Raw genomic sequence first — 21545 nt, 5'->3', positions numbered from 1 at the left:
TGTAATGACATATAGTTTGGGAGGGGGAATAGAAGTGGCAACAGATCATTCATTACGATTTTCATTAAAAGAATCTGTTTGGTTCCAGAAGGGACAGGAAGTCGAAGAACTTTTGTCAATTTCGTTAGATCCAGACGTTGAGATAGAGGAGCTCGATCATGAAGTTATCGTGAGGGGGCAATTAGATTTAACGGGAGAGTACGTTGCAAGGCAAGATGATTCAGCTTATTCATTAAGAGAGCTATCACCAGCAAAGGCAATTGATTATGTAGAAACAAGGGGAGACGGGGTTAATGAGCTTGTCCATTCCTTTCCGCTCGAAATATCAATTCCAAGAAATCGAGTGAAAGTAATTGAAGAATTATATGTATCAATCGAGGAATTTGATTATGAATTAAAGGAAAATGGTTGCTTACAACTATTAGCGGATATATCTATTACAGGCTTATGTGATGAGGAAAGAACCGAGGATGAAGAGGAAGAGATGGTGTATGCTGAGTTGGAAGCTGATTCAGCTGAAGAGGATGAAAGTAGACCTGTGCTGCACGAAGAGGTACCAGTCTATAAAGAATCAGATGGATGGGAAGATTATGCATTTGAACCGTTTCAGCTAGAGGAAAGAAAAGAGCAAGAAATAGAAGAAGAGGCATTAGAAGAACATGAACTTGTGGAGCGTGAAGAGGAGCAAGAAAAGACGCCACAATTTGAATTGTTCGGGCGGAAAAATTTCAAGAAAGAAAAAGCGAAAAAGCAGGAAGAGCCAGAGGAAGAAGCATATTCACAGCGAGATGAAAATGCACTTTATTTAACGAAATTATTTACGAAAGAACCAGAAGAAGAATTTACGAAGTTAAGAATGTACTTCGTACAAGAAGGAGATACAATTGAATCGGTTGCAGAACGTTATGAAACGACTGTACAAAGCTTATATCGTGTAAATCAATCAGAAGATATATATTTAACTACAGGGCAAATTATATATATTCCTGTTTCAAAAGCAACAGTGAAATAAGTGAGTGAGTTTTTTCACTCACCTCTTTTCTTTTCCTAGAAGCTATGTTTTGAATAAGAAAGGGTTATTCGTATGGATATTGAATTACGAAATCGCTATGAACCCATTGTGAGGCAATATAGATTGGACACTCAGCATATGGAAGAGCACGGAAGTGTAATGAAAATTTATACGAATCAAGGTCCGTATGCGTTAAAGAAAATACAAGATAGAAAATTAGAGCGGAATAATTTTTTACACCATATTCAATATTTGAAGGAGAAAGGTTTTTCGAATTATGTACCTATCTATCACACGACGGACGGGAATTATGTTTTAAGTGATGGGGCGTATAGCTATTATTTAATGCCTTGGTTAGAACGTGCGGAAGGAAACGGCGAAGATAATGATCAATACCATAAGATGTTTCAAACGCTCGGGACGTTGCATCAAAAAACGGTGAAAGAGGAGACTTATACAGAAGAAGATTTAGAAAAACATTATACAAATATATCCGACCGTTGGGAAAATGATGGCGAGATATTAGAAGAGTTTCTCATAGAATCTGAAGCGAAGTGGTATATGTCTCCATTTGAATTACAATATTGTACGTATTATCACCACGTTATGAGAGCACGTGAGTTCGCAACGAAACAATTAAGTGAATGGCATGATGCAATGAAAGAAAAGGAAAAAACACGTACTACTTTCGTTCATGGAAATGTATCGCTTAATCACTTTTTATTTGATTATGAACGAAACGGTTATTTTATTAGTTTAGAAAAGTCTCAGTTTGCTACACCGGTACAGGATATCGTCAGCTTTTATTCAAGGTCTTTGAACACATATCCAATTGCGCGGAGCGACCGCTTTGAATGGTATCAAATGTATCAAAAAAATTTTCCATTTACGAAAGAGGAGCAGCTTCTTATGTTTGCGTATATGACGTACCCGTCGCATTTTATTCGGCAAATTCAGTCGTATACGAAAAGAAGAAAGAGTCGTAATGAAGAAAATGAGCTTCGCGGGGTGAAAATTCTGCAGCAATCGCATTGGCTCATTAGTAATACAGAATATTTCCTTTCGCAATTACAAGCTGCCCAGCAAGGGAACGGATAAAGAAGATAAGTAGGGAGAACCCTGCTTATCTTTTTTTATTAGTTCCATAAAGAGATAAAAGCCGTAGTTTCAAATTTATCTTGACGAATAAGGTTTCGTTTTTTACACTATTGTATATAATAATTAACAATCACATAAATGCATTGAAGGGGAAGAGTATAACATGAAACGTCTTCAGAGAGGGGAACCATTGGCTGGGAGGTTCTCTAGATAGTTATGTTAGAAGGTAGCCCTGGAGCATCTTTTCTGAACGGAATGATTCTTATTAGGAAAAGACGGATTTGTCCGTTATCAAATTAAGAGTATAAGCAAATTCTGAATTTGTTTGTAAATAAAGGTGGTACCGCGATGTCCCTCGTCCTTTTTTGGATGAGGGGCATTTTTTATTTTAAGGAGGGAAAATAATGTCAAACACGGAAAATAATTTACCAACTAAATATGATCATATGTCCGTTGAAGAAGGCCTTTACAAGTGGTGGCTTGAAGGCAAATATTTCGAAGCAACAGGAGATGAGAAGAAACAACCATATACAATTGTAATTCCACCTCCGAACGTAACTGGTAAGTTACACTTAGGTCACGCCTGGGATACGACGCTTCAAGATATTTTAACTCGTACAAAGCGTATGCAAGGTTACGATGTATTATGGCTTCCAGGAATGGATCATGCTGGTATCGCAACGCAAGCGAAAGTAGAAGGGAAACTTCGTGAAGAAGGTATTTCACGTTACGATCTTGGTCGTGAGAAATTCCTTGAAAAAGCTTGGGAATGGAAAGAAGAATACGCTTCTCACATTCGTCAACAATGGGGGAAAGTTGGTTTAGGACTAGACTATTCTCGTGAACGCTTCACATTAGACGAAGGTTTATCTAACGCTGTTAATAAAGTATTCGTTCAATTATATGAAAAAGGCTTAATTTACCGCGGTGAGTATATCATCAACTGGGATCCAGCAACACGCACAGCTCTTTCTGATATTGAAGTAATTCATAAAGAAGTTCAAGGTGCATTCTACCATATGAACTATCCGCTAACAGACGGTTCTGGTCACATTCGCCTTGCAACTACTCGTCCAGAAACAATGCTTGGTGATACAGCGGTAGCAGTTCATCCAGAAGATGATCGCTACAAACATTTAATCGGAAAAACAGTTACACTTCCAATCGTAGGCCGAGAGATTCCGATTATTGCTGATGAATACGTAGAAAAAGACTTCGGAACAGGCGTTGTGAAAATTACACCAGCTCATGACCCGAATGACTTTGAAGTAGGTAACCGTCATGACTTACCACGTATTTTAGTAATGAACGAAGATGGAACGATGAACGAAAAAGCTGGTAAGTATAACGGTATGGATCGTTTCGAATGCCGTAAAGAGTTAGTGAAAGACTTACAAGAAGCTGGCGTATTAGTAGAAATCGAGCCTCATATGCACTCAGTAGGTCATAGTGAGCGTAGCGGTGCAGTTGTTGAGCCTTATTTATCAACACAATGGTTCGTAAAAATGGCTCCACTTGCAGAAAAAGCGGTAGAACTTCAACAAAAAGAAGAAGAAAAAGTAACGTTCGTACCAGAGCGTTTTGAAAACACATACTTACGCTGGATGGAAAACATTCATGACTGGTGTATTTCTCGTCAATTATGGTGGGGACACCGCATTCCAGCTTGGTATCATAAAGAAACTGGTGAAGTATACGTAGGTACAGAAGCGCCAGCAGATCTTGAAAACTGGAATCAAGATAATGACGTGCTTGATACATGGTTCAGTTCAGCATTATGGCCATTCTCAACACTTGGCTGGCCGAATGAAGATGCAGCAGACTTTAAAAAGTTCTATTCAACAGATGCTTTAGTAACTGGTTATGACATCATCTTCTTCTGGGTATCTCGTATGATTTTCCAAGGTTTAGAGTTTACAGGAGAGCGTCCATTTAAAGATGTATTAATTCACGGTTTAGTTCGTGATGAGCAAGGACGTAAAATGAGTAAATCTCTTGGTAACGGTATTGATCCGATGGATGTTATCGAGAAGTACGGTGCAGATGCGATGCGTTACTTCTTATCAACAGGAAGTGCACCAGGTCAAGATTTACGTTTCAGCATGGAAAAAGTAGAATCTACTTGGAACTTCATTAATAAAATTTGGAACGCATCACGTTTCGTATTAATGAACATGGATGACATGAAGTATGAAGAAATCGATTTAACTGGTGAAAAATCAGTTGCAGATAAGTGGATTTTAACTCGCTTAAACGAAACAATCGAAAGTGTAACACGTAACATGGATAAATATGAGTTCGGTGAAGCTGGTCGTTCATTATACAACTTCATTTGGGATGATTTCTGTGACTGGTACATTGAGATGGCGAAACTTCCACTATACGGTGAAGATGAAGCAGCTAAGAAAACAACTCGTTCGATTTTAGCTTACGTATTAGACCAAACAATGCGTCTATTACATCCATTCATGCCATTTGTAACAGAGAAAATTTGGCAGCATTTACCGCATGAAGGCGAGTCTATTACAGTAGCAGCATGGCCAACAGTTCGCGAAGATTTACAAGATAAAGAAGCGGCAGCGGAAATGCACCTTCTAGTTGATATCATTCGCTCTGTTCGTAACATCCGTGCGGAAGTAAATACGCCAATGAGCAAAAAAGTTCAAATGCAAATTAAAGCAAAAGACGAGGCAGTACTAGCCCAGCTTACGAAAAACAGCTCTTACATTGAGCGTTTCTGTAACCCAAGTGAACTAACAATTAAGATTGATTTACAAGCGCCAGAAAAAGCGATGACTGCAATCGTATCAGGTGCAGAGTTATTCTTACCGTTAGCTGATCTTATCAATCTTGATGAAGAGAAAGCGCGTCTTGAAAAAGAACTTGAGAAGTTTGGTAAAGAAGTAGAACGTGTACAGAAGAAACTTTCAAACCAAGGATTCGTAGCGAAAGCTCCTGCAGAAGTTATTGACGGAGAGCGTGCGAAAGAGCAAGATTATCTAGAAAAACGCGAAGCGGTTCGTCAACGTCTAGCTGATCTTGAGAAATAAAAATGTTTTTCAGAGACTCACTATATTGGTGAGTCTCTTTTCTTTGCGTATAATAGAAGTATGAAGGTTGTCTTTTGAAAGGGGAATAACACACGTGATACATACATACGAAGAAGCGATAAACTGGATTCATAGCCGATTGAAATTTGGGATAAAACCAGGGCTAGAAAGAATGCAATGGATGTTAGAAGAACTCGGAAATCCAGAGCGTCATATAAAATGTGTTCATCTAGCCGGCACAAATGGAAAAGGTTCAACTTTAACATACATGCGCTACATGTTAGAAGGTGCGAAATATAAAGTAGGATCGTTTACATCGCCTTACATAGAAACATTCAATGAACGTATTAGTGTAAACGGAATACCGATTGCAGATGAAGAGATTGCAGAACTTGTAAATATGGTAAAGCCAGTCGTTGAAAAATTAGATGAGACGGATTTAGGAGAAGCGACTGAGTTTGAAATTATTACAGTAATGGCAATTTATTATTTCGGTAGAGTTAATTTCTGTGATGTCGTTTTATTTGAAACGGGGCTTGGGGGAAGATTTGATTCTACAAATGTTATTCATCCGGTTCTCACGATTATTACGAATATCGGTCACGATCATATGCATATTTTAGGCAATACACTAGGAGAAATTGCATATGAAAAGGCAGGGATTATTAAGTCTGGTGTTCCAGTTATTACTGGTGTGAAAAATGAAGAAGCATTGCAAGTAATTCAAAAGGTTGCTAAGGAAAATCATGCAAGCTTATATGAATTTGGAAAACAGTTTACAACATTACATAAACATTCTAATAAAGATGGGGAACATTTTGATTTTGCTTGTCCATTCGCCTCGTTTGAAAATGTTCGGATTTCAATGAAAGGTATTCATCAAGTAGGCAATGCAGCGCTAGCACTTATGGCAGTCATGTATTTAAAAACATATTTATCATTTTTAATTAATGAAGAGGAAATAAAAGCTGGCTTACAAGAAGCATACTGGATTGGTCGATTTGAAAAGTTACAAAGTAATCCAGATATTATAATAGATGGTGCTCATAATCCAGAAGGTATTGAAAGTCTTGTAAAAACAGTAGAGGCACATTATAAAAAGAAGAATGTAATAGTTTTATTTACTGCTCTTGGTGACAAACAGTTACATAACATGGTAGGGCAATTAGAAAAAGTTGCTGATGAAATAATATTTACGACGTTTGCCTTTGATCGTGCCATTTCTGCTGACAAGCTTGCATCGTATTCACAACAAGAATCAAAATTAGTTTTTGAAGATTGGAAAGAGGCAATTGATACAAAAGTTGATATGATTGGAGAAAATGATGTCTTTATCATAACAGGTTCTCTTTATTTCATTTCTGAAGTTCGAAAATATATTCGCGAGAAAAACTAGATAGTCTTTGCTATCTAGTTTTTTGTTCTACAAATGAAGTCAAATGCATACATATAAGATAATAATATAGGGTTATTTGACGAATTCCTCTGACAAATATCTCGTTTTTTTGTGGAATGAATATGATATGATGCGGACAATGACAAGAGGTGAGGTGTGAGTGTATGGACAAGCAATCACGAACGATCTCGGTGAAAGTAAATGGAACAGAAGCGAAGTATGAGGAAAAAAAGAAGGATGAGTTTGACTGGATGGTAGCAGAAAGTGAGAGACCGAAAAATGTCGTTCCGTTTCAAAAAGCGAAATCAGTATCTATGGAAAAATATCGAAAGAAGTGGAGCAATACAATAATCGCAATCGTTGCAACTGCAATAATTATTGGTACTGCATTTGGGATGGGTATGATTCATTTATTAACTGGACAAGGGACGACAGAAGAAGGTAAGGTAACGGCTTCGAAGCAGGCAGGTAATGAGGAACAAAAGGTGGGTGGAACGGCAGAACAAACACCAACACCGAAAGAGGAAAAACCAAAAGCACAGGTAGGAACGTCATTAGACCCAATGAAACTATTTTTCGTTCAAGGAGGGCTTTATTCCTCTGAAGAAAAAGGACAGGCTGCTATTGAAGAGTGGAAAAGTAATGGGGGCGTGGCTACTTTGAAACCGAGTGGTGATAAGTATGCGTTAGTTGTTGCTATTACGAGCGATGAACAGGCTGTTAATCAATTAATAGATCAGTATAAGCAAGATGGTGTTTCAGTTTTGAAAAAAAATTGGGATATTACAGATAAAGCATTGCTCAAAAATGATAAAGAAGTAGGAATGTTTTTAGCGAAAGTGCAGCCATTATATACTCATTTAGCAAAATATGTGTCCAGCGTACAAACTAGTGGAAAAAGTAATCCAAAAGATATAGAAGCGATTCAAAAAGAGTGGAAAGCTATGGAAAAGGAAGGGAAGAGTATGAAGCGTGAAGATGCAAAGAAGCTTTATACGTATACGTCAATAGCGGTGCAAACGATTAAGGAAGGGAAGAGCGATAAGGAATCTGTAGCTAAATTAAATCAAGTTATTATTGATGGTATACTTTCGTATGAAAAAATGGTTTCACAAAAAGTAAAATAATAAGATAATGATGAAGGGGAAAGAAGTACATATACTTCTTTCTTTTCTTTTGAATTTAGAACAAAGTGCTTTCTGTATGGGCAGCATATAATCGTATTTAAAAAGAACTATTATTTTGTTTAGAGAAAATGATATTTCTAGAATTTGTGGGGAAACTATTCCTTTGATACGATTGATTTGAATTATTCTGCTTCATGTGAGAAGGGAAGGAGAAAATATGAGGAAAATTATTTTAGCTTCAGGCTCACCTAGGAGGAAGGAACTGCTTGAATTAGCAGATGTGCCATTTGACATCGTTGTTAGTGAAGTAGAAGAGAAGATTGGTGCATATTCATCACCTTCTGATATTGTCATGTCGCTTGCTTTGCAAAAAGCATCTGCTGTGGCAGAAAACCATAGTAATCAAGTTGTACTAGGTGCAGATACAATTGTTACATATGATTCGCGTATTCTTGGAAAGCCGTCTAATGGGGCTGAGGCGAAAGAAATGCTACAATTATTATCAGGGAAAACACACGAAGTATACACAGGTGTTGCAATTATATCGAAAGAAAAAACTGTAACTTTTTATGAACGTACAGAAGTAACATTTTGGGGATTAACAGAAGAAGAAATAGACGTATACGTTGCATCGAAGGAACCACTTGATAAGGCAGGAAGCTATGGAATTCAAGGTAAAGGGTCTATTTTTGTTCAACATATTCAAGGGGACTACTACAGTGTAGTTGGCTTGCCAATTGCACGTCTTGTCCGTGAATTAAAACAGTTTGATAGCGATGTAACCCATGTGTAAAATTGCATGGGGTTTTCTTTAGGAGAAATCGTAAAAAAAGGGGTGGAGAGATGAACGGTATTCGTGATGTTGTGAGAGAAGAACAGCCACGGGAGCGTTTATTGTTAGAAGGAGCAGGAAGTTTATCGAATCGAGAACTTCTTGCAGTTTTACTCAGAACGGGTTCTAAAGAAGAAACGGTGTTAACGTTATCAGATAATATTCTACATCATTTTGACGGCTTACGAATGTTAAAGGATGCAACGTTAGAAGAGATGATGAGCATTCATGGTGTTGGGATTGCAAAGGCGTCGCAGCTTATGGCTGCTTTTGAATTAGGTAGAAGAATGGTACGTTTAGAATATCAAAATAGATATAGTATTCGAAGTCCAGAAGATTGTGCGAGTTATATGATGGAAGAGATGCGTTTTTTGCAACAGGAGCATTTTGTTTGTTTATATTTGAATACGAAAAATCAAGTTATACATAGGCAAACTATTTTTATTGGAAGTTTAAATACGTCGATTGTGCACCCAAGGGAAGTTTTTAAAGAAGCGTTCCGTCGGGCAGCAGCCTCTATTATATGTCTTCATAACCATCCCTCAGGAGATCCGGCGCCGAGCCGTGAAGATATTGAAGTTACAAAACGATTAGTAGAATGTGGTCGAATTATCGGAATTGAAGTACTTGATCATATCATAATAGGTGACCATAAATTCGTGAGTTTAAAGGAAAAAGGTCATATTTAAGACTATTCTTTTTACTTATTTTGTTTTATAATGTGATTTATGAGTTTTTTGTAGAAAATTATCTACAAAAAGGATGCAGATATAAAAAAACGTACTGTTTTTATAAATATAAAGTAAGAAAAATGAGTCCGTGAAAATAAGAAGGGAAGATAAATGATATGTTTGGATTTGGTGGATTTACTCGCGATCTTGGAATAGACTTAGGAACGGCGAACACGCTTGTATATGTGAAAGGGAAAGGTGTAGTTTTACGTGAACCTTCAGTAGTAGCATTACAAACTGATACGAAACAAATCGTTGCGGTAGGTAGCGATGCAAAACAAATGATTGGTCGTACACCAGGAAATGTAGTGGCACTTCGCCCTATGAAAGATGGTGTAATTGCTGATTACGAAACAACAGCAATAATGATGAAATACTACATTCAACAAGCTCAAAAATCAAATGGATTCTTCTCACGTAAACCATATGTAATGGTATGTGTACCATCTGGTATTACAGCTGTAGAAAGACGTGCAGTAATCGATGCGACTCGTCAAGCTGGTGCTCGTGATGCTTATCCAATCGAAGAGCCATTTGCAGCAGCAATTGGTGCAAACTTACCTGTTTGGGAGCCGACTGGTAGTATGGTTGTTGATATCGGTGGTGGTACAACAGAAGTTGCAATTATTTCTTTAGGTGGTATCGTAACAAGTCAATCAGTTCGTGTTGCTGGTGATGATATGGACGATTCAATCATTCAGTACATTAAGAAAAGCTACAACTTAATGATTGGTGAAAGAACAGCAGAAGCACTAAAGTTAGAAATCGGTTCTGCAGGCGAGCCAGAAGGTATTGAGCCTATGGAAATTCGCGGTCGTGATTTAGTAAGTGGTTTACCTAAAACAGTACTAATTCAACCAGAAGAAATTGCAGATGCATTAAAAGATACAGTAGATGCAATTGTAGAATCAGTTAAAAATACGTTAGAAAAAACTCCACCTGAATTAGCAGCGGATATTATGGACCGCGGTATCGTATTAACGGGTGGCGGGGCATTACTACGTAACTTAGATAAAGTTATTAGTGAAGAAACAAATATGCCAGTTCTTGTTGCAGAGGATCCATTAGATTGCGTAGCAATTGGAACGGGTAAAGCATTAGACAATATCGACCTTTTCAAAACTGCTGCTCGATAATATTGCAAAATAAAAATCAATGAAATTAAGAGGGTGTGAACGTGCCACAGTTTTTCTTAAACAAAAGATTAATTGTTTTGTTAGTTAGTATTATTCTTCTCGTGGCATTGATTGGAATCTCATTGAAAGAACGGAACAGTTTATCATGGCCAGAGCAGTTTATAAAAGATACTGTCGGTGTTGTAGAACGTGTATTCCAAAAGCCAGCGAATTATGTTGCCGGATTCTTCGAGAACGTAGAAGATGTAAAGCGCACGTATGAAGAGAATAAAAAGCTGAAAGCAAAATTAGATTCTACCGCAGATTTATCTGCAGTAGTGAAAAATTTAGACGATGAGAATAAAAAACTACGAGAATTAACTGGTAAAGAAAAGTCCCGTGGTGATTATACGGAAGTACAAGCTAGTGTGGTTTCTCGTAATCCCGATAAATGGTACGATTTAGTTGGAATTGATAAAGGAGCACAGCAGGGGATCAAAAAAGATATGGCTGTTGTAACTCCGAAAGGTTTAGTTGGACGCGTAAAAAGTGTATCTCAGTTTACATCTTCAGTAGAGTTGTTAAGTTCGATGAGCCGAACAAACCGTGTTTCTGCTATTGTACAAGGACAAGAAAATATCTTTGGATTAATTGAAGGTTACGATAAAGAAAAACAACTACTTCTTTTCACAAAGATTAGCTCTGATGCAAAAGTAGAAAAAGATCAACTAGTTGTAACATCTGGACTTGGTGATATCTTCCCAAAAGGTCTTGCGATTGGGAAAATTGTTGATGTTCAGCCAGATCCATACGGTTTAACAAAAACAGCTTATGTAAAACCATCCGCTGATTTGAATGATGTAGAGCATATTATAGTTGCAAAACGTGATATGCCTACAGCGCCGTTAGAATAGGAGGGAGAGAAGAGATGATGACGATTTTAAAAAGAGCAGCTCTTCCTCTTTTGCTCCTTTTTGTTTTTTTATTTGAAAATATGTTCTCTACTGTTGTTCCAACAGACGTCTTTTGGAAAGGCAGTATAGCAGCACCGCATTTCTTTATAATTGTGTTATGTTTTATTACAGTGTACTATAGTCCGGTTCAAGGGATTTACTACGGACTATTATTTGGTTTCTTATTTGATACCGTATACACGGAACTTGTCGGTATATATATATTTGCTTATCCGATTTTAGCTTATTTAGTTTATAGTGTGATGAAAGTATTACAATTGAATTTATTTATTGTCGCTTCTATCGTACTGGCTGGCATTGCAGCATTAGAGTATTATGTGTATGGGTTTTTAACTTTGTTAGGACGTACTCACATGTCAGCATCTGTCTTTTTCACAGATCGTCTCCTTGCTACTTTATTGCTAAATGGAATTTTCTTATTAATAGTTTGTTTCCCACTGAGACGATATTTAGTGCGTCTTTCAAAAGCGATAGAAGAAAAAGAAAAAAGGATTTTCTAATTTTATGTCGAATTGAATCGGTGGGGTGAACTTTAGTGGAAGAAAAAAAGCAACAAAATGTAACGATAAAAGGGACAAAAGATGGAATAACACTTCATTTAGATGATTGCTGTTCATTCTCTGAGCTACTAAAAGAATTGGATGAAAAGCTTTCTACACATTACTATGAGAGTGACGGACGTTCTTTAATTGAAGTGCGTGTTAAAGTAGGAAATCGCTATTTAACAGAAGTACAACAAGAAGAGATTCGTACGTTAATTCGCAATAAGAAGAACCTTGTTGTAGAATCAATCGAAAGTGATGTTATAACAAAAGCAGAAGCAATAGCTTGGAAAGAAGAAACAGAAATTGTCCCTATTTCCAAAATTGTTCGCTCTGGACAAGTGTTACATGTAAAAGGCAATTTATTATTAATTGGAGATGTTAATCCAGGCGGAACGGTTATCGCTGGGGGGAATATTTTTGTCTTGGGATCATTAAGAGGAATTGCACATGCGGGGTATGATGGAGATTCAGAAGCTGTTATTGCTGCATCTATTATGAACCCTATGCAACTCCGAATTAGTGATGTGACAATGCGGGCTCCGGAAGAGAAAGAAGACGGAGCAGAGGCGGCAGAATGTGCGTACATTAATGAGAATAATCACATTGTTGTCGATCGCCTGCAACTTCTCACTCATCTTAGACCTAATTTAACAAAGTTAGAAAGGGGAATTGTATAGCTGTGGGAGAGGCAATAGTAATTACATCTGGAAAAGGCGGAGTAGGTAAAACTACAACGTCTGCGAACATTGGTACAGCCCTTGCGTTATCTGGAAAAAAAGTGTGTTTAATTGATACAGATATCGGTTTACGCAATTTAGACGTAGTAATGGGGCTAGAAAATCGTATTGTATTTGATCTTGTTGATGTCGTTGAAGGGCGTTGTCGTTTACCTCAGGCTCTTATTAAAGATAAGCGTTTTGATGATCTTTATTTATTACCTGCAGCACAAACGAGCGATAAATCGGCGGTAACACCTGAACAAATGGATGAATTAATACAAGTATTACGTCAAGATTATGATTACATATTAATTGATTGTCCTGCGGGGATTGAGCAGGGGTTTAAAAATGCAGTAGCAGGTGCGGATAAAGCAATCGTTGTAACAACACCAGAAGTATCCTCAATGCGTGATGCGGATCGTATTATCGGGCTTTTAGAGAAAGAGGATATTGAACCACCGAAACTTGTCATTAACCGTGTGCGTAGTCATATGCTTCATGAACAGGATATGTTAGACGTTGATGAAATCGTACGTACACTGTCAATCGAGCTTCTTGGAGTTGTCGAGGATGATGATGAAGTTATTCGTGCTACGAATACAGGTGAACCTGTAGCGCTGCAACCTAGTGGGAAAGCAGCAATAGCTTATCGTAATATTGCAAGACGCTTGTTAGGTGAGAATGTACCATTACAAGCATTTGAACAAGAAAAAGTATCGGTATTTACAAAGATGAAAAATTTCTTTGGAATCCGTTAAAAGCACTTCGCATAAATGCGGAGTGCTTTCTTTTTTCTTCGCATGAATATCTTCCTTCTATAACTCATACATATGTACAAACTGTATATAACTGTTTCTATTTGAATAAGGCTAACGAAAGAAAGGAGACAGTATGAAGAATAGACGTGTGGAAGAAATTAAAAAGCGGATTGCGAAAAGGAAAGCAGAGCAAGAATTGCTAGAAGAAGAGCAGTATTTTGCGGGAGGAGATTTTGATAGCGAAACGGTCTTTATTGAAGAGGGGGAGAAGGAAATTCATCCTCTATTTCGAAAAGAAGTTTTTCTCTTCAAAGTTTTGCTATCAGCAATATTAGTTCTTTCGGTTGCTATTTTATTTAAGAACGCACCTTCTTCTTTTGATGGTACTAGAGCTGTTACAGAAAAAGTTATGCAAGAAGAATTTCAATTTGCTACTATATCGAAATGGTATGAAAATCAGTTTGGAAAACCTCTCGTGTTCTTTTCTCCAAATGAGAAAAAAGAAGAGGCTATTCAGCAAAAGGATTATGCGATTCCTGCCTCTGGAAAGGTGATGCAAGGATTTCAAAAAAACGGCCAGGGTGTATTTGTTCAAACGGCTACAAATGCAACGGTGGAGTCAGTAAATGAAGGTATAGTTGTTTTTGCGGGCAAGAAAGAGGAACTTGGAAATACAGTTCAAATTCAGCACGCTGATGGCACGGAGTCATGGTATGCAAATTTAAATGATATGTCAGTAAAATTATATGATTACGTTTCAAAGAAACAAAAAATTGGAATAGTGAGTAATGATGAAAACAATAAAAATGGAAAATTTTATTTTGCAATAAAAAAGAATGAAAAATTTATTGATCCAATTCAGGTGATTTCATTTGATTAAATATAGGGATGTTTTCACGAAAATTTCTGTGCATCCGTTGTTTTGGGTTATTATTGTCATTGGTATTTTTACAGCACGTTTTAAAGAGTTACTATTACTATTTTGTATCGTTTTAGTTCATGAACTTGGGCATGCATTTGCCGCAGCGTATTATAATTGGCGTATTAAACAAATTCAGCTTTTGCCGTTTGGTGGCGTAGTTGAGATGGAAGAACATGGGAACAAATCGTTAAAAGAAGAATTAATTGTCGTTATGGCGGGGCCAATTCAGCATATATGGATGATTGCGGTCGCTTACATTTTGTATAAAGCGGGCTGGGTAACAGACGATTTGTACCATTTCTTTGTATGGAATAATGTCATTATTTTAGGGTTTAATTTATTGCCTATTTGGCCACTTGATGGTGGAAAAGTATTATTTAATGTATTATCATATCGTTTTCCCTATTTACAAGCACATGAAAAGATGATGAAATTGTCATGTGTTTTTTTTAGTGTAATATTAGGATGGCAGTTACTTTGGAATAGTAATAACATTATGATGTGGGTATTACTCGTTTTTCTAGCGATTTCTTTATATCAAGAATGGAAACAAAGACGGTACGCATTTATGCGTTTTTTATTAGAGCGTTATTATGGGAATAAAAGAGATATTGAAAAAATAGCACCTATTGAGGTGAAAACGGAAGATCATTTATATACGATTTTCACAAAATTTCGCAGAGGATATAAACACTCTATTATCGTCCATGGAAAATATAAAGAGCATTACACATTGGACGAAAATGAATTGTTGTATGCGTATTTTGCTGAAAAACGAACAACCTCATCTGTTGAAGAATTAATTGGTTAGTGTTGACGACGACACTAACCTTTTATATTGTAAGGAAAAGAAATGAAAAGTGAGGAAAGAATTTTGAAGACGTTATATATTAACTACACTGGTTCGGAAAAGCGTGTTGCGATAGAAGAGAAGCAAAAAGTTGTCGAGCTTTTATGGAAACGGAATGAAGAGCAGGAGATTGTCGGACATATTTATGTTGGGCGTATCGTAAGAACAATTGCTGGAATGAACGCAGCCTTTGTAAATATCGGATTAGAAAAACATGCATATCTTTCATTTGATGATGTACCATCTTCATATCGCATACATGAAGGACAGGCGATACTTGTACAAGTTGTGAAAGAGGCAATTGATACGAAGGGGCCAAAATTAACGGCGAAGATAGAATTTACCGGAAAATATGTCGTTTACATGCCCTATGATGACATGCGCGCTGTTTCTCGGAAAATAAAAAATAATAAAAGAAGACAACAGTTACTGGGAATTGAAGTAGAAGGAACAGGTGGATACATTTTCCGTTCTGCTTCTGAAAAAGGAACGATCGATGAAATACAAGCTGAAATGCAAGGGTTGCAGCAGTTATATGAAGAGCTAAAAAGAAAAGAAGATCAAGGGAAGGCGCCCTTACTACTTCATCAACCAGCGACGTTTTTAGATCGTGTATTTCAGGAGAACCCAATTGAAACAATTGAAAAAATAGTTGTAGATACGAGAAGTATAGTAAAAGAATTAGAAGAAAAAGTAGGGAAAGAAAGAGTATCCTTTTATAATGAAAAATCTTCGATGTTTAACCATTTTGGAATAGATCGTGAAATCGAGAAAGCACTTCAAAAAATTGTGTGGCTACCAAATGGTGCCTATCTAATTGTAGAACAAATGGAGACGATGACTGTAATTGATGTGAATACAGGTAAATTTACTGGAAAACAAAATTTACAAGATACCGTATTTCGCACAAATGAAATGGCTGCTGAAGAGATTGCTCGTCAATTAAGACTTCGTGATATTGGCGGGATGATATTAATTGATTTTATTAATATGAAAAGACGAGAAGATAAAGAGAAGGTAAGAGAGCGTTTAATGATAGCTTTACAAGATGATCGCACATATACAAGAGTGCTTGGGTTTACAGAGTTAGGTATTTTAGAGATGACGCGTAAGCGCAAGAAACATTCGTTACGTGACGTATTATTAGAAGAGTGTGCGCCTTGTAAAGCGACAGGTTACGTTATATCTAATGAAACAATTGCGTATGAGCTAGAGAGAGAGCTTATTACTTATGGTAATATAGAGGATGAAGCTGTATTGATTGGTGCTTCAAAAAAAGTACAAAAACATTTTTCACAAAAAGAATTACAAAAAAATATTCCATTTGAAATTTATTTCAAAGATGATATTATCGAAAAGTACGCTATTATCCGTTTTGGAAGTAAGAAAGAAATTGTAGAACGGAAAAAATAGTTAGCAGAACATTCATTGACAATAGTCAATGAGTCATGGTAATATTTTTATGTTATAGTTTATAGCACCTAAACTGCTATATGCTACAACCGCACAAGACAGGTTCCCTAAAGACATTTTATGTCTACCTCGTTTTTGGCGAGTCTTAGTAATTAAGAGGAGGTGCAAGTATGTACGCAATTATCGAAACAGGTGGAAAACAAATTAAAGTTGAAGCTGGTCAAGCAATCTACATTGAAAAATTAGATGTTGAAGCTGGTGAAACTGTTACTTTTGACAAAGTTCTTTTCGTTGGTGGCGAAAACGTGAAAGTTGGTAGCCCAGTTGTAGAGGGTGCAACAGTTACTGCGAAAGTTGAAAAACAAGGTCGCGCTAAGAAAATCATCGTTTTCAAATACAAAGCGAAAAAGAACAATCGTAAGAAACAAGGTCATCGTCAACCTTACACTAAGCTAGTAGTTGAAGCTATCAACGCTTAATTCTGGTTAAGATGATTAAGATTACGATAAGTCGCACGAAACTAGGAAGTATCCGATCATTTAAAATGACTGGACATGCCAATTATGCGCCACATGGACAAGATCTTGTCTGTGCTGGAACTACAGCGGTTGTGTTTGGTTCTATAAATGCAGTGGAAGAACTTTGTAATGTGCAGGCAACTATTGAACTCGGAAGTGATGGCGGATTCTTGACGTATGAATTGCCTAATGATTTAGACGTTCATACAGCAGAAAAAGCACAAATACTTTTAGAAGGATTGGTTGTTTCACTTAAGACGATTGAACTTGATTACGGAAAGTATATCCGTTTAATAGAAAAAGTGCAGGAGGTGTAACGTATGTTAAGATTAGATCTTCAGTTTTTCGCATCTAAGAAAGGTGTAGGTAGTACAAAGAACGGTCGTGACTCTCAGTCAAAACGTCTTGGTGCTAAACGCGCAGATGGTCAAACGGTTTCAGGTGGTTCAATTCTTTACCGTCAACGCGGTACAAAAATTTATCCAGGTGTTAACGTTGGTCGTGGTGGCGATGACACTTTATACGCGAAAGTTGACGGCGTAGTACGCTTTGAGCGTCTTGGTCGTGACCGCAAACAAGTGAGCGTATATCCTGTTGCTCAAGAAGCATAAGAACTCACGGAAAACTCTAACCTGAGTGCAGGTTAGAGTTTTTCTATATTAAGGGGTATCTAAATGAATGAAAAATGGACAATTATAGATGCGTTGAGCCACTCGAGACATGATTGGCTCAATCGTTTGCAGATGGTTAAAGGAAATCTTTCCCTTGGAAAAGTGGAAGAGATTCATAGGCTCATCGATCGTTTTGTCCAAGAAGCGAGACAAGAATCCAATCTGATGGGGCTATCAATGCCTTTATTTTCAGAGTGGATTTTAACATATAATTGGAAACAGCAACCGTGCTTATTGGAGTACGAAGTATTAGGGAAATTACATAACTTATCTCATCTAGATGAGACTGTATGTACATGGACGAATCAGTTTTTCTTAATGCTTCAGCATAGTTTAGACGTATATGTTGAAAATTATGTTTGTATCACAATTGAAAGTGACGCGGAGAATGCTCGTTTCTTTTTTGATTTTCGTGGAAAGCTAACGAATGTAGAAGAACTACAAACGTGGCTTGCGAACGAAAACAATAAATGGTATTCCATTTCTTATACAGTACGAGACGAAGAAGTCTCAGTTATATTACAACTAATCGAAAAAAGTGTGGTGAAATAATGTTTGTAGATCAGGTCAAGATATATGTAAAAGGCGGCGACGGTGGTAACGGAATGGTTGCGTATCGTCGTGAGAAGTATGTACCTAAAGGTGGCCCAGCAGGTGGCGACGGTGGTAAAGGTGCAGATGTTGTTTTTGTTGTTGAGGAAGGCTTACGTACATTAATGGACTTCCGCTACCAACGTCATTTCAAAGCTGATCGCGGTCAGCACGGAATGAGTAAAGGTCAGCACGGTCGTAAATCTGAAGATTTAATCGTAAAGGTTCCACCAGGAACAATAGTGAAAGATGAAAAAACAGGTGAAATTCTTGCCGATTTAGTAACGCATGAACAAACAGCTGTAATCGCAAGAGGTGGCCGTGGTGGCCGTGGTAATTCACGTTTCGCAACAGCGACGAACCCAGCGCCAGAAATCGCTGAGAACGGGGAACCAGGTCAAGAACGTGATGTCACGCTAGAACTTAAAGTGCTAGCAGATGTTGGACTTGTTGGATTCCCAAGTGTAGGTAAATCTACATTATTATCTGTTGTATCATCAGCGCGTCCGAAAATTGCAGAATATCACTTTACAACAATCGTTCCGAATCTTGGTGTTGTTGAAACTGGTGATAACCGCAGCTTCGTTATGGCTGACCTTCCTGGACTAATTGAAGGCGCACACTCCGGCGTTGGACTTGGACACCAATTCTTACGTCATATCGAACGTACACGTGTAATTGTGCACGTTATCGATATGTCTGGTTTAGAAGGACGTGAGCCATATGAAGATTATGTCACAATCAATAATGAACTAAAAGAATACAATATGCGTTTAACTGAGCGTCCACAAGTTGTTGTTGCAAACAAAATGGATATGCCAGATGCAGAAGAAAACTTACAAGCATTTAAAGAGAAATTGGGAGACGAAGTGAAAATTTTCCCAATCTCAGCTGTAACGAAACAAGGTGTTCGTGACTTACTATTTGAAGTAGCGAACTTATTAGAAACAACACCAGAATTCCCAATGTACGATGATGTAGAAGAATCTGAAGCAAGTGTAATGTACAAATTTGAATCTGAATCTAATTTTGAAATTACACGCGAAAGTGATGGCACATTTGTTATTTCTGGTTATGACATTGAGAAAACATTCAAGATGACAGACTTCTCACGTGATGAATCTGTACGCCGATTTGCTCGTCAAATGCGTGGAATGGGTATTGATGAAGCCCTTCGTGCACGTGGTGCAACAGACGGAGATATTGTGAAAATTCTTGAATATCAATTTGAATTTATCGATTAAGACTGCCGAAATATGGCGGTCTTTTTTTTTCGTTATTTGAGTCCAGTAAAAACCTAATTCATATAGGCGAACCATAAGTCGATATAGGAAAAAATCCCCATTGATTAAAGTTTCAATTTATAATAGAAAAAGGAGTGATTTTAGAAGAATATTTTATGGGGAGAAAAGGAATATGTATAAAATATTAATTGTAGAAGATGATGAAAAAATTGCAGAGATATTAGAGGAGCATTTAGAAAGGTATGGATATCAATCTTTCAGAGTGAGCGATTTACGGCATATAAAAGATGAGTTTGTAAAAGTAAGTCCTCATCTTGTGTTACTTGATATTAATTTACCATACTTTGATGGCTTCTACTGGTGCCGCCAAATCCGCACTGTATCGAATGCGCCAATTATTTTTGTTTCTGCAAGAACAGGGGAAATGGATCAAGTAATGGCGATTGAAAATGGCGGAGATGATTACATTACGAAGCCATTCCATTTAGATATCGTAATGGCAAAGGTGAAAAGTGCACTCCGCCGCGGGTATGGTGAGTATGCTTTGGCCGCGGAAAGTGACTGCTTAGGTGTTAATGGATTGTTATTATTCCCATCACAGCACACAGTAGAGTGGAAAGGTCAACAAACGGAACTTACAAAAAATGAGTTTTATTTATTAGAATGTTTAATGAAACAAGCAAATCAATACGTGACACGTGAAGAGCTGTTAGAGGCTTTATGGGATGAAGTAGCTTTTGTTGATGATAATACATTAACCGTGAATGTAAAGCGTGTAAGGAAGAAACTTGAGGAGTTAGGCATTAAAAATGCAATTGTCACAAAGCGTGGGTACGGTTATGCTCTTCTTACTGAGTGGGGCGAAGGGCATGAAGGTTAAAAATTACCTCATAGAACGTTTTTCTTTACTTCTTTCTTATATTATTAGCCTTTGTTTATTTGGGCTCGTTTTGCAGTTGCAAAGTCTTTTAGAAAAAAGATCCATTGATTGGAGTACGTGGTTATATGGGCTTTTATTAGGGACAGTTGTATTTACTGTATACCTCATTTACGATTATCGAAAACGAAGTGTATTTTTAAAAAGAATCGAAAAATATGTTGCTAGCGGAAATACATTACATGACTCTTTACTTATTGATACTTCTTATACAGCAGAGCAAGAACTGGTCGTTGAAGCGTTTACGCTATTAAGGCAGCAATATATGAATGAGGTTCATAAGCAGCATGCAAAAGAGCAACAGCAAATGATTTTTATGAATCAATGGATCCATCAAATGAAAACACCAGTATCCGTTATTGAATTATTGTTACAGAAATATGGTAAGGAACACCGTGAAGCAAGGGGAACGATTGAAAGTATTCGTGAAGAAAATAACCGTATTTTAAATGGGTTAGATTTAGCGTTACATATGGCAAGGTTAGATCAATTTTCGAAAGACTATAAAGTAGAAGTAGTAAATGTTATAGAGGTCATTCGAGATATTATTAATGAAAATCGGAAGTCGTTCATTCAATCTTCTGTATTTCCGAAAATGATGTTTGAAGAAGAGACTTGTATGATTGCGTCTGATAGAAAGTGGCTTAGTATCGCGATGAGCCAAATTGTTGTGAATGCAATTAAGTATACAAAAATTTCAGAAGCAGAGAAAAAAGAAATTCAATTTCAAATTGAAGAGAAAGATCAAAAGGTGTTATTACATATTAAGGACAATGGAATTGGTATTCCTGAGCAGGATGTAAAGCGTATATTTGATCCGTTCTTTACGGGAATAAATGGCCGTAAAACGAGAGAAGCGACTGGAATGGGTTTATATATTACGAAGGAAATTTGCGATAATTTACATCATGGAATGTATGTGCAATCGGCTGAAGGGGAAGGGACAACATTCACGTTCCAATTTGCAAAAGATGAAGAATATCATACATTAATGAGAAAAATGACAAAACTGTAAGATAACAAAACGTTTTGTAAGGGAAAT

The 21545-nt window shown here is 37.2% G+C and carries 22 protein-coding genes and 2 other annotated features; all 22 genes read left to right on the top strand.

Annotation, left to right across the window (positions count from 1 at the left end; genetic code table 11):
* Positions 1 to 4 precede the first annotated feature (4 nt).
* The gene (spoVID, locus tag ABH960_RS05415; protein ID WP_404443419.1) at positions 5 to 1012 is read left to right on the top strand and encodes a stage VI sporulation protein D; all 1008 of its coding nucleotides are present in this window, start codon (positions 5 to 7) and stop codon (positions 1010 to 1012) included.
* A 72-nt stretch (positions 1013 to 1084) separates the two neighbouring features.
* On the top strand, positions 1085 to 2110 hold the full coding sequence (gene ysxE / locus ABH960_RS05410; protein WP_002088823.1) for a spore coat protein YsxE: 1026 nt from the start codon (positions 1085 to 1087) through the stop codon (positions 2108 to 2110).
* Positions 2111 to 2244: 134 nt separating this feature from the next.
* Positions 2245 to 2476: a binding site (T-box leader), on the top strand.
* Positions 2477 to 2514: 38 nt separating this feature from the next.
* Positions 2515 to 5160 (top strand): valine--tRNA ligase, encoded by a 2646-nt coding sequence (locus ABH960_RS05405; RefSeq protein WP_002143265.1) that lies wholly within the window; start codon positions 2515 to 2517, stop codon positions 5158 to 5160.
* A 94-nt stretch (positions 5161 to 5254) separates the two neighbouring features.
* A complete protein-coding gene (locus ABH960_RS05400) occupies positions 5255 to 6556 on the top strand; it encodes a bifunctional folylpolyglutamate synthase/dihydrofolate synthase (protein WP_113935651.1) in 1302 nt (433 codons plus the stop codon).
* 164 nt (positions 6557 to 6720) lie between these two features.
* Complete coding sequence (locus ABH960_RS05395; protein WP_098167963.1) at positions 6721 to 7683, top strand: stage II sporulation protein B; 963 nt, start codon at positions 6721 to 6723, stop codon at positions 7681 to 7683.
* Positions 7684 to 7900: 217 nt separating this feature from the next.
* A complete protein-coding gene (locus ABH960_RS05390) occupies positions 7901 to 8476 on the top strand; it encodes a Maf family protein (RefSeq protein ID WP_002143262.1) in 576 nt (191 codons plus the stop codon).
* 50 nt (positions 8477 to 8526) lie between these two features.
* On the top strand, positions 8527 to 9204 hold the full coding sequence (radC, locus tag ABH960_RS05385) for a DNA repair protein RadC (protein ID WP_002015368.1): 678 nt from the start codon (positions 8527 to 8529) through the stop codon (positions 9202 to 9204).
* A gap of 158 nt (positions 9205 to 9362) precedes the next feature.
* Positions 9363 to 10382 (top strand): cell shape-determining protein MreB, encoded by a 1020-nt coding sequence (mreB, locus tag ABH960_RS05380; RefSeq protein WP_002015369.1) that lies wholly within the window; start codon positions 9363 to 9365, stop codon positions 10380 to 10382.
* Between the two features lie 41 nt (positions 10383 to 10423).
* Entirely contained in the window at positions 10424 to 11275 is an 852-nt protein-coding gene (mreC, locus tag ABH960_RS05375; RefSeq protein WP_002138478.1) for a rod shape-determining protein MreC, read from the top strand.
* A 14-nt stretch (positions 11276 to 11289) separates the two neighbouring features.
* Complete coding sequence (gene mreD / locus ABH960_RS05370) at positions 11290 to 11835, top strand: rod shape-determining protein MreD (RefSeq protein WP_002015371.1); 546 nt, start codon at positions 11290 to 11292, stop codon at positions 11833 to 11835.
* Positions 11836 to 11870: 35 nt separating this feature from the next.
* Positions 11871 to 12557, top strand: coding sequence for a septum site-determining protein MinC (gene minC / locus ABH960_RS05365; RefSeq protein WP_002015372.1), 687 nt, complete (start codon positions 11871 to 11873; stop codon positions 12555 to 12557).
* 2 nt (positions 12558 to 12559) lie between these two features.
* Positions 12560 to 13357 carry a septum site-determining protein MinD gene (gene minD / locus ABH960_RS05360; RefSeq protein ID WP_000503308.1) on the top strand — a complete coding sequence of 266 codons (798 nt, stop codon included), beginning with the start codon at positions 12560 to 12562 and terminating at the stop codon, positions 13355 to 13357.
* Positions 13358 to 13490: 133 nt separating this feature from the next.
* Positions 13491 to 14237: a M23 family metallopeptidase gene (locus ABH960_RS05355; protein WP_002034147.1), complete on the top strand. Its 747-nt coding sequence runs from the start codon at positions 13491 to 13493 to the stop codon at positions 14235 to 14237.
* Entirely contained in the window at positions 14230 to 15090 is an 861-nt protein-coding gene (locus ABH960_RS05350; RefSeq protein WP_002088816.1) for a M50 family metallopeptidase, read from the top strand. The genes ABH960_RS05355 and ABH960_RS05350 overlap by 8 nt, the downstream gene beginning before the upstream one ends.
* Before the next feature lie 42 nt (positions 15091 to 15132).
* Positions 15133 to 16542, top strand: a complete 1410-nt coding sequence (locus ABH960_RS05345; protein ID WP_113935649.1) for an Rne/Rng family ribonuclease — start codon at positions 15133 to 15135, stop codon at positions 16540 to 16542.
* A gap of 77 nt (positions 16543 to 16619) precedes the next feature.
* Positions 16620 to 16698: a sequence feature (ribosomal protein L21 leader region), on the top strand.
* Positions 16699 to 16712: 14 nt separating this feature from the next.
* Positions 16713 to 17021, top strand: a complete 309-nt coding sequence (gene rplU / locus ABH960_RS05340) for a 50S ribosomal protein L21 (RefSeq protein ID WP_000270907.1) — start codon at positions 16713 to 16715, stop codon at positions 17019 to 17021.
* Positions 17022 to 17032: 11 nt separating this feature from the next.
* Positions 17033 to 17377 carry a ribosomal-processing cysteine protease Prp gene (locus tag ABH960_RS05335; protein WP_002138477.1) on the top strand — a complete coding sequence of 115 codons (345 nt, stop codon included), beginning with the start codon at positions 17033 to 17035 and terminating at the stop codon, positions 17375 to 17377.
* Positions 17378 to 17380: 3 nt separating this feature from the next.
* Positions 17381 to 17671, top strand: a complete 291-nt coding sequence (gene rpmA, locus ABH960_RS05330) for a 50S ribosomal protein L27 (RefSeq protein ID WP_000944957.1) — start codon at positions 17381 to 17383, stop codon at positions 17669 to 17671.
* A gap of 63 nt (positions 17672 to 17734) precedes the next feature.
* Entirely contained in the window at positions 17735 to 18283 is a 549-nt protein-coding gene (locus tag ABH960_RS05325) for a sporulation initiation phosphotransferase B (RefSeq protein WP_002015377.1), read from the top strand.
* Entirely contained in the window at positions 18283 to 19566 is a 1284-nt protein-coding gene (gene obgE, locus ABH960_RS05320) for a GTPase ObgE (RefSeq protein WP_002015378.1), read from the top strand. The genes ABH960_RS05325 and obgE overlap by 1 nt, the downstream gene beginning before the upstream one ends.
* 172 nt (positions 19567 to 19738) lie before the next feature.
* Complete coding sequence (locus ABH960_RS05315) at positions 19739 to 20446, top strand: response regulator transcription factor (protein WP_002034150.1); 708 nt, start codon at positions 19739 to 19741, stop codon at positions 20444 to 20446.
* Positions 20436 to 21518 carry a HAMP domain-containing histidine kinase gene (locus tag ABH960_RS05310; RefSeq protein ID WP_404443399.1) on the top strand — a complete coding sequence of 361 codons (1083 nt, stop codon included), beginning with the start codon at positions 20436 to 20438 and terminating at the stop codon, positions 21516 to 21518. The genes ABH960_RS05315 and ABH960_RS05310 overlap by 11 nt, the downstream gene beginning before the upstream one ends.
* Positions 21519 to 21545 lie beyond the last annotated feature (27 nt).

Source organism: Bacillus sp. RC252 (assembly GCF_044909215.1).
GTDB classification, from domain to species: domain Bacteria; phylum Bacillota; class Bacilli; order Bacillales; family Bacillaceae_G; genus Bacillus_A; species Bacillus_A mycoides.
Note: the sequence above shows the minus strand (reverse complement) of the source record. Positions and strands in the feature narration are given on the sequence as shown.

Excerpts from the sequence above, each read along its gene's own strand:
- spoVID (WP_404443419.1), top strand. The coding sequence starts at position 5 with ATGACATATAGTTTGGGAGGGGGAATAGAAGTGGCAACAGATCATTCA.
- ysxE (WP_002088823.1), top strand. The coding sequence starts at position 1,085 with ATGGATATTGAATTACGAAATCGCTATGAACCCATTGTGAGGCAATAT.
- ABH960_RS05405 (WP_002143265.1), top strand. The coding sequence starts at position 2,515 with ATGTCAAACACGGAAAATAATTTACCAACTAAATATGATCATATGTCC.
- ABH960_RS05395 (WP_098167963.1), top strand. The coding sequence starts at position 6,721 with ATGGACAAGCAATCACGAACGATCTCGGTGAAAGTAAATGGAACAGAA.
- ABH960_RS05390 (WP_002143262.1), top strand. The coding sequence starts at position 7,901 with ATGAGGAAAATTATTTTAGCTTCAGGCTCACCTAGGAGGAAGGAACTG.
- radC (WP_002015368.1), top strand. The coding sequence starts at position 8,527 with ATGAACGGTATTCGTGATGTTGTGAGAGAAGAACAGCCACGGGAGCGT.
- mreB (WP_002015369.1), top strand. The coding sequence starts at position 9,363 with ATGTTTGGATTTGGTGGATTTACTCGCGATCTTGGAATAGACTTAGGA.
- mreD (WP_002015371.1), top strand. The coding sequence starts at position 11,290 with ATGATGACGATTTTAAAAAGAGCAGCTCTTCCTCTTTTGCTCCTTTTT.
- ABH960_RS05355 (WP_002034147.1), top strand. The coding sequence starts at position 13,491 with ATGAAGAATAGACGTGTGGAAGAAATTAAAAAGCGGATTGCGAAAAGG.
- ABH960_RS05345 (WP_113935649.1), top strand. The coding sequence starts at position 15,133 with ATGAAAAGTGAGGAAAGAATTTTGAAGACGTTATATATTAACTACACT.
- rplU (WP_000270907.1), top strand. The coding sequence starts at position 16,713 with ATGTACGCAATTATCGAAACAGGTGGAAAACAAATTAAAGTTGAAGCT.
- ABH960_RS05335 (WP_002138477.1), top strand. The coding sequence starts at position 17,033 with ATGATTAAGATTACGATAAGTCGCACGAAACTAGGAAGTATCCGATCA.
- rpmA (WP_000944957.1), top strand. The coding sequence starts at position 17,381 with ATGTTAAGATTAGATCTTCAGTTTTTCGCATCTAAGAAAGGTGTAGGT.
- ABH960_RS05325 (WP_002015377.1), top strand. The coding sequence starts at position 17,735 with ATGAATGAAAAATGGACAATTATAGATGCGTTGAGCCACTCGAGACAT.
- obgE (WP_002015378.1), top strand. The coding sequence starts at position 18,283 with ATGTTTGTAGATCAGGTCAAGATATATGTAAAAGGCGGCGACGGTGGT.
- ABH960_RS05315 (WP_002034150.1), top strand. The coding sequence starts at position 19,739 with ATGTATAAAATATTAATTGTAGAAGATGATGAAAAAATTGCAGAGATA.
- ABH960_RS05310 (WP_404443399.1), top strand. The coding sequence starts at position 20,436 with ATGAAGGTTAAAAATTACCTCATAGAACGTTTTTCTTTACTTCTTTCT.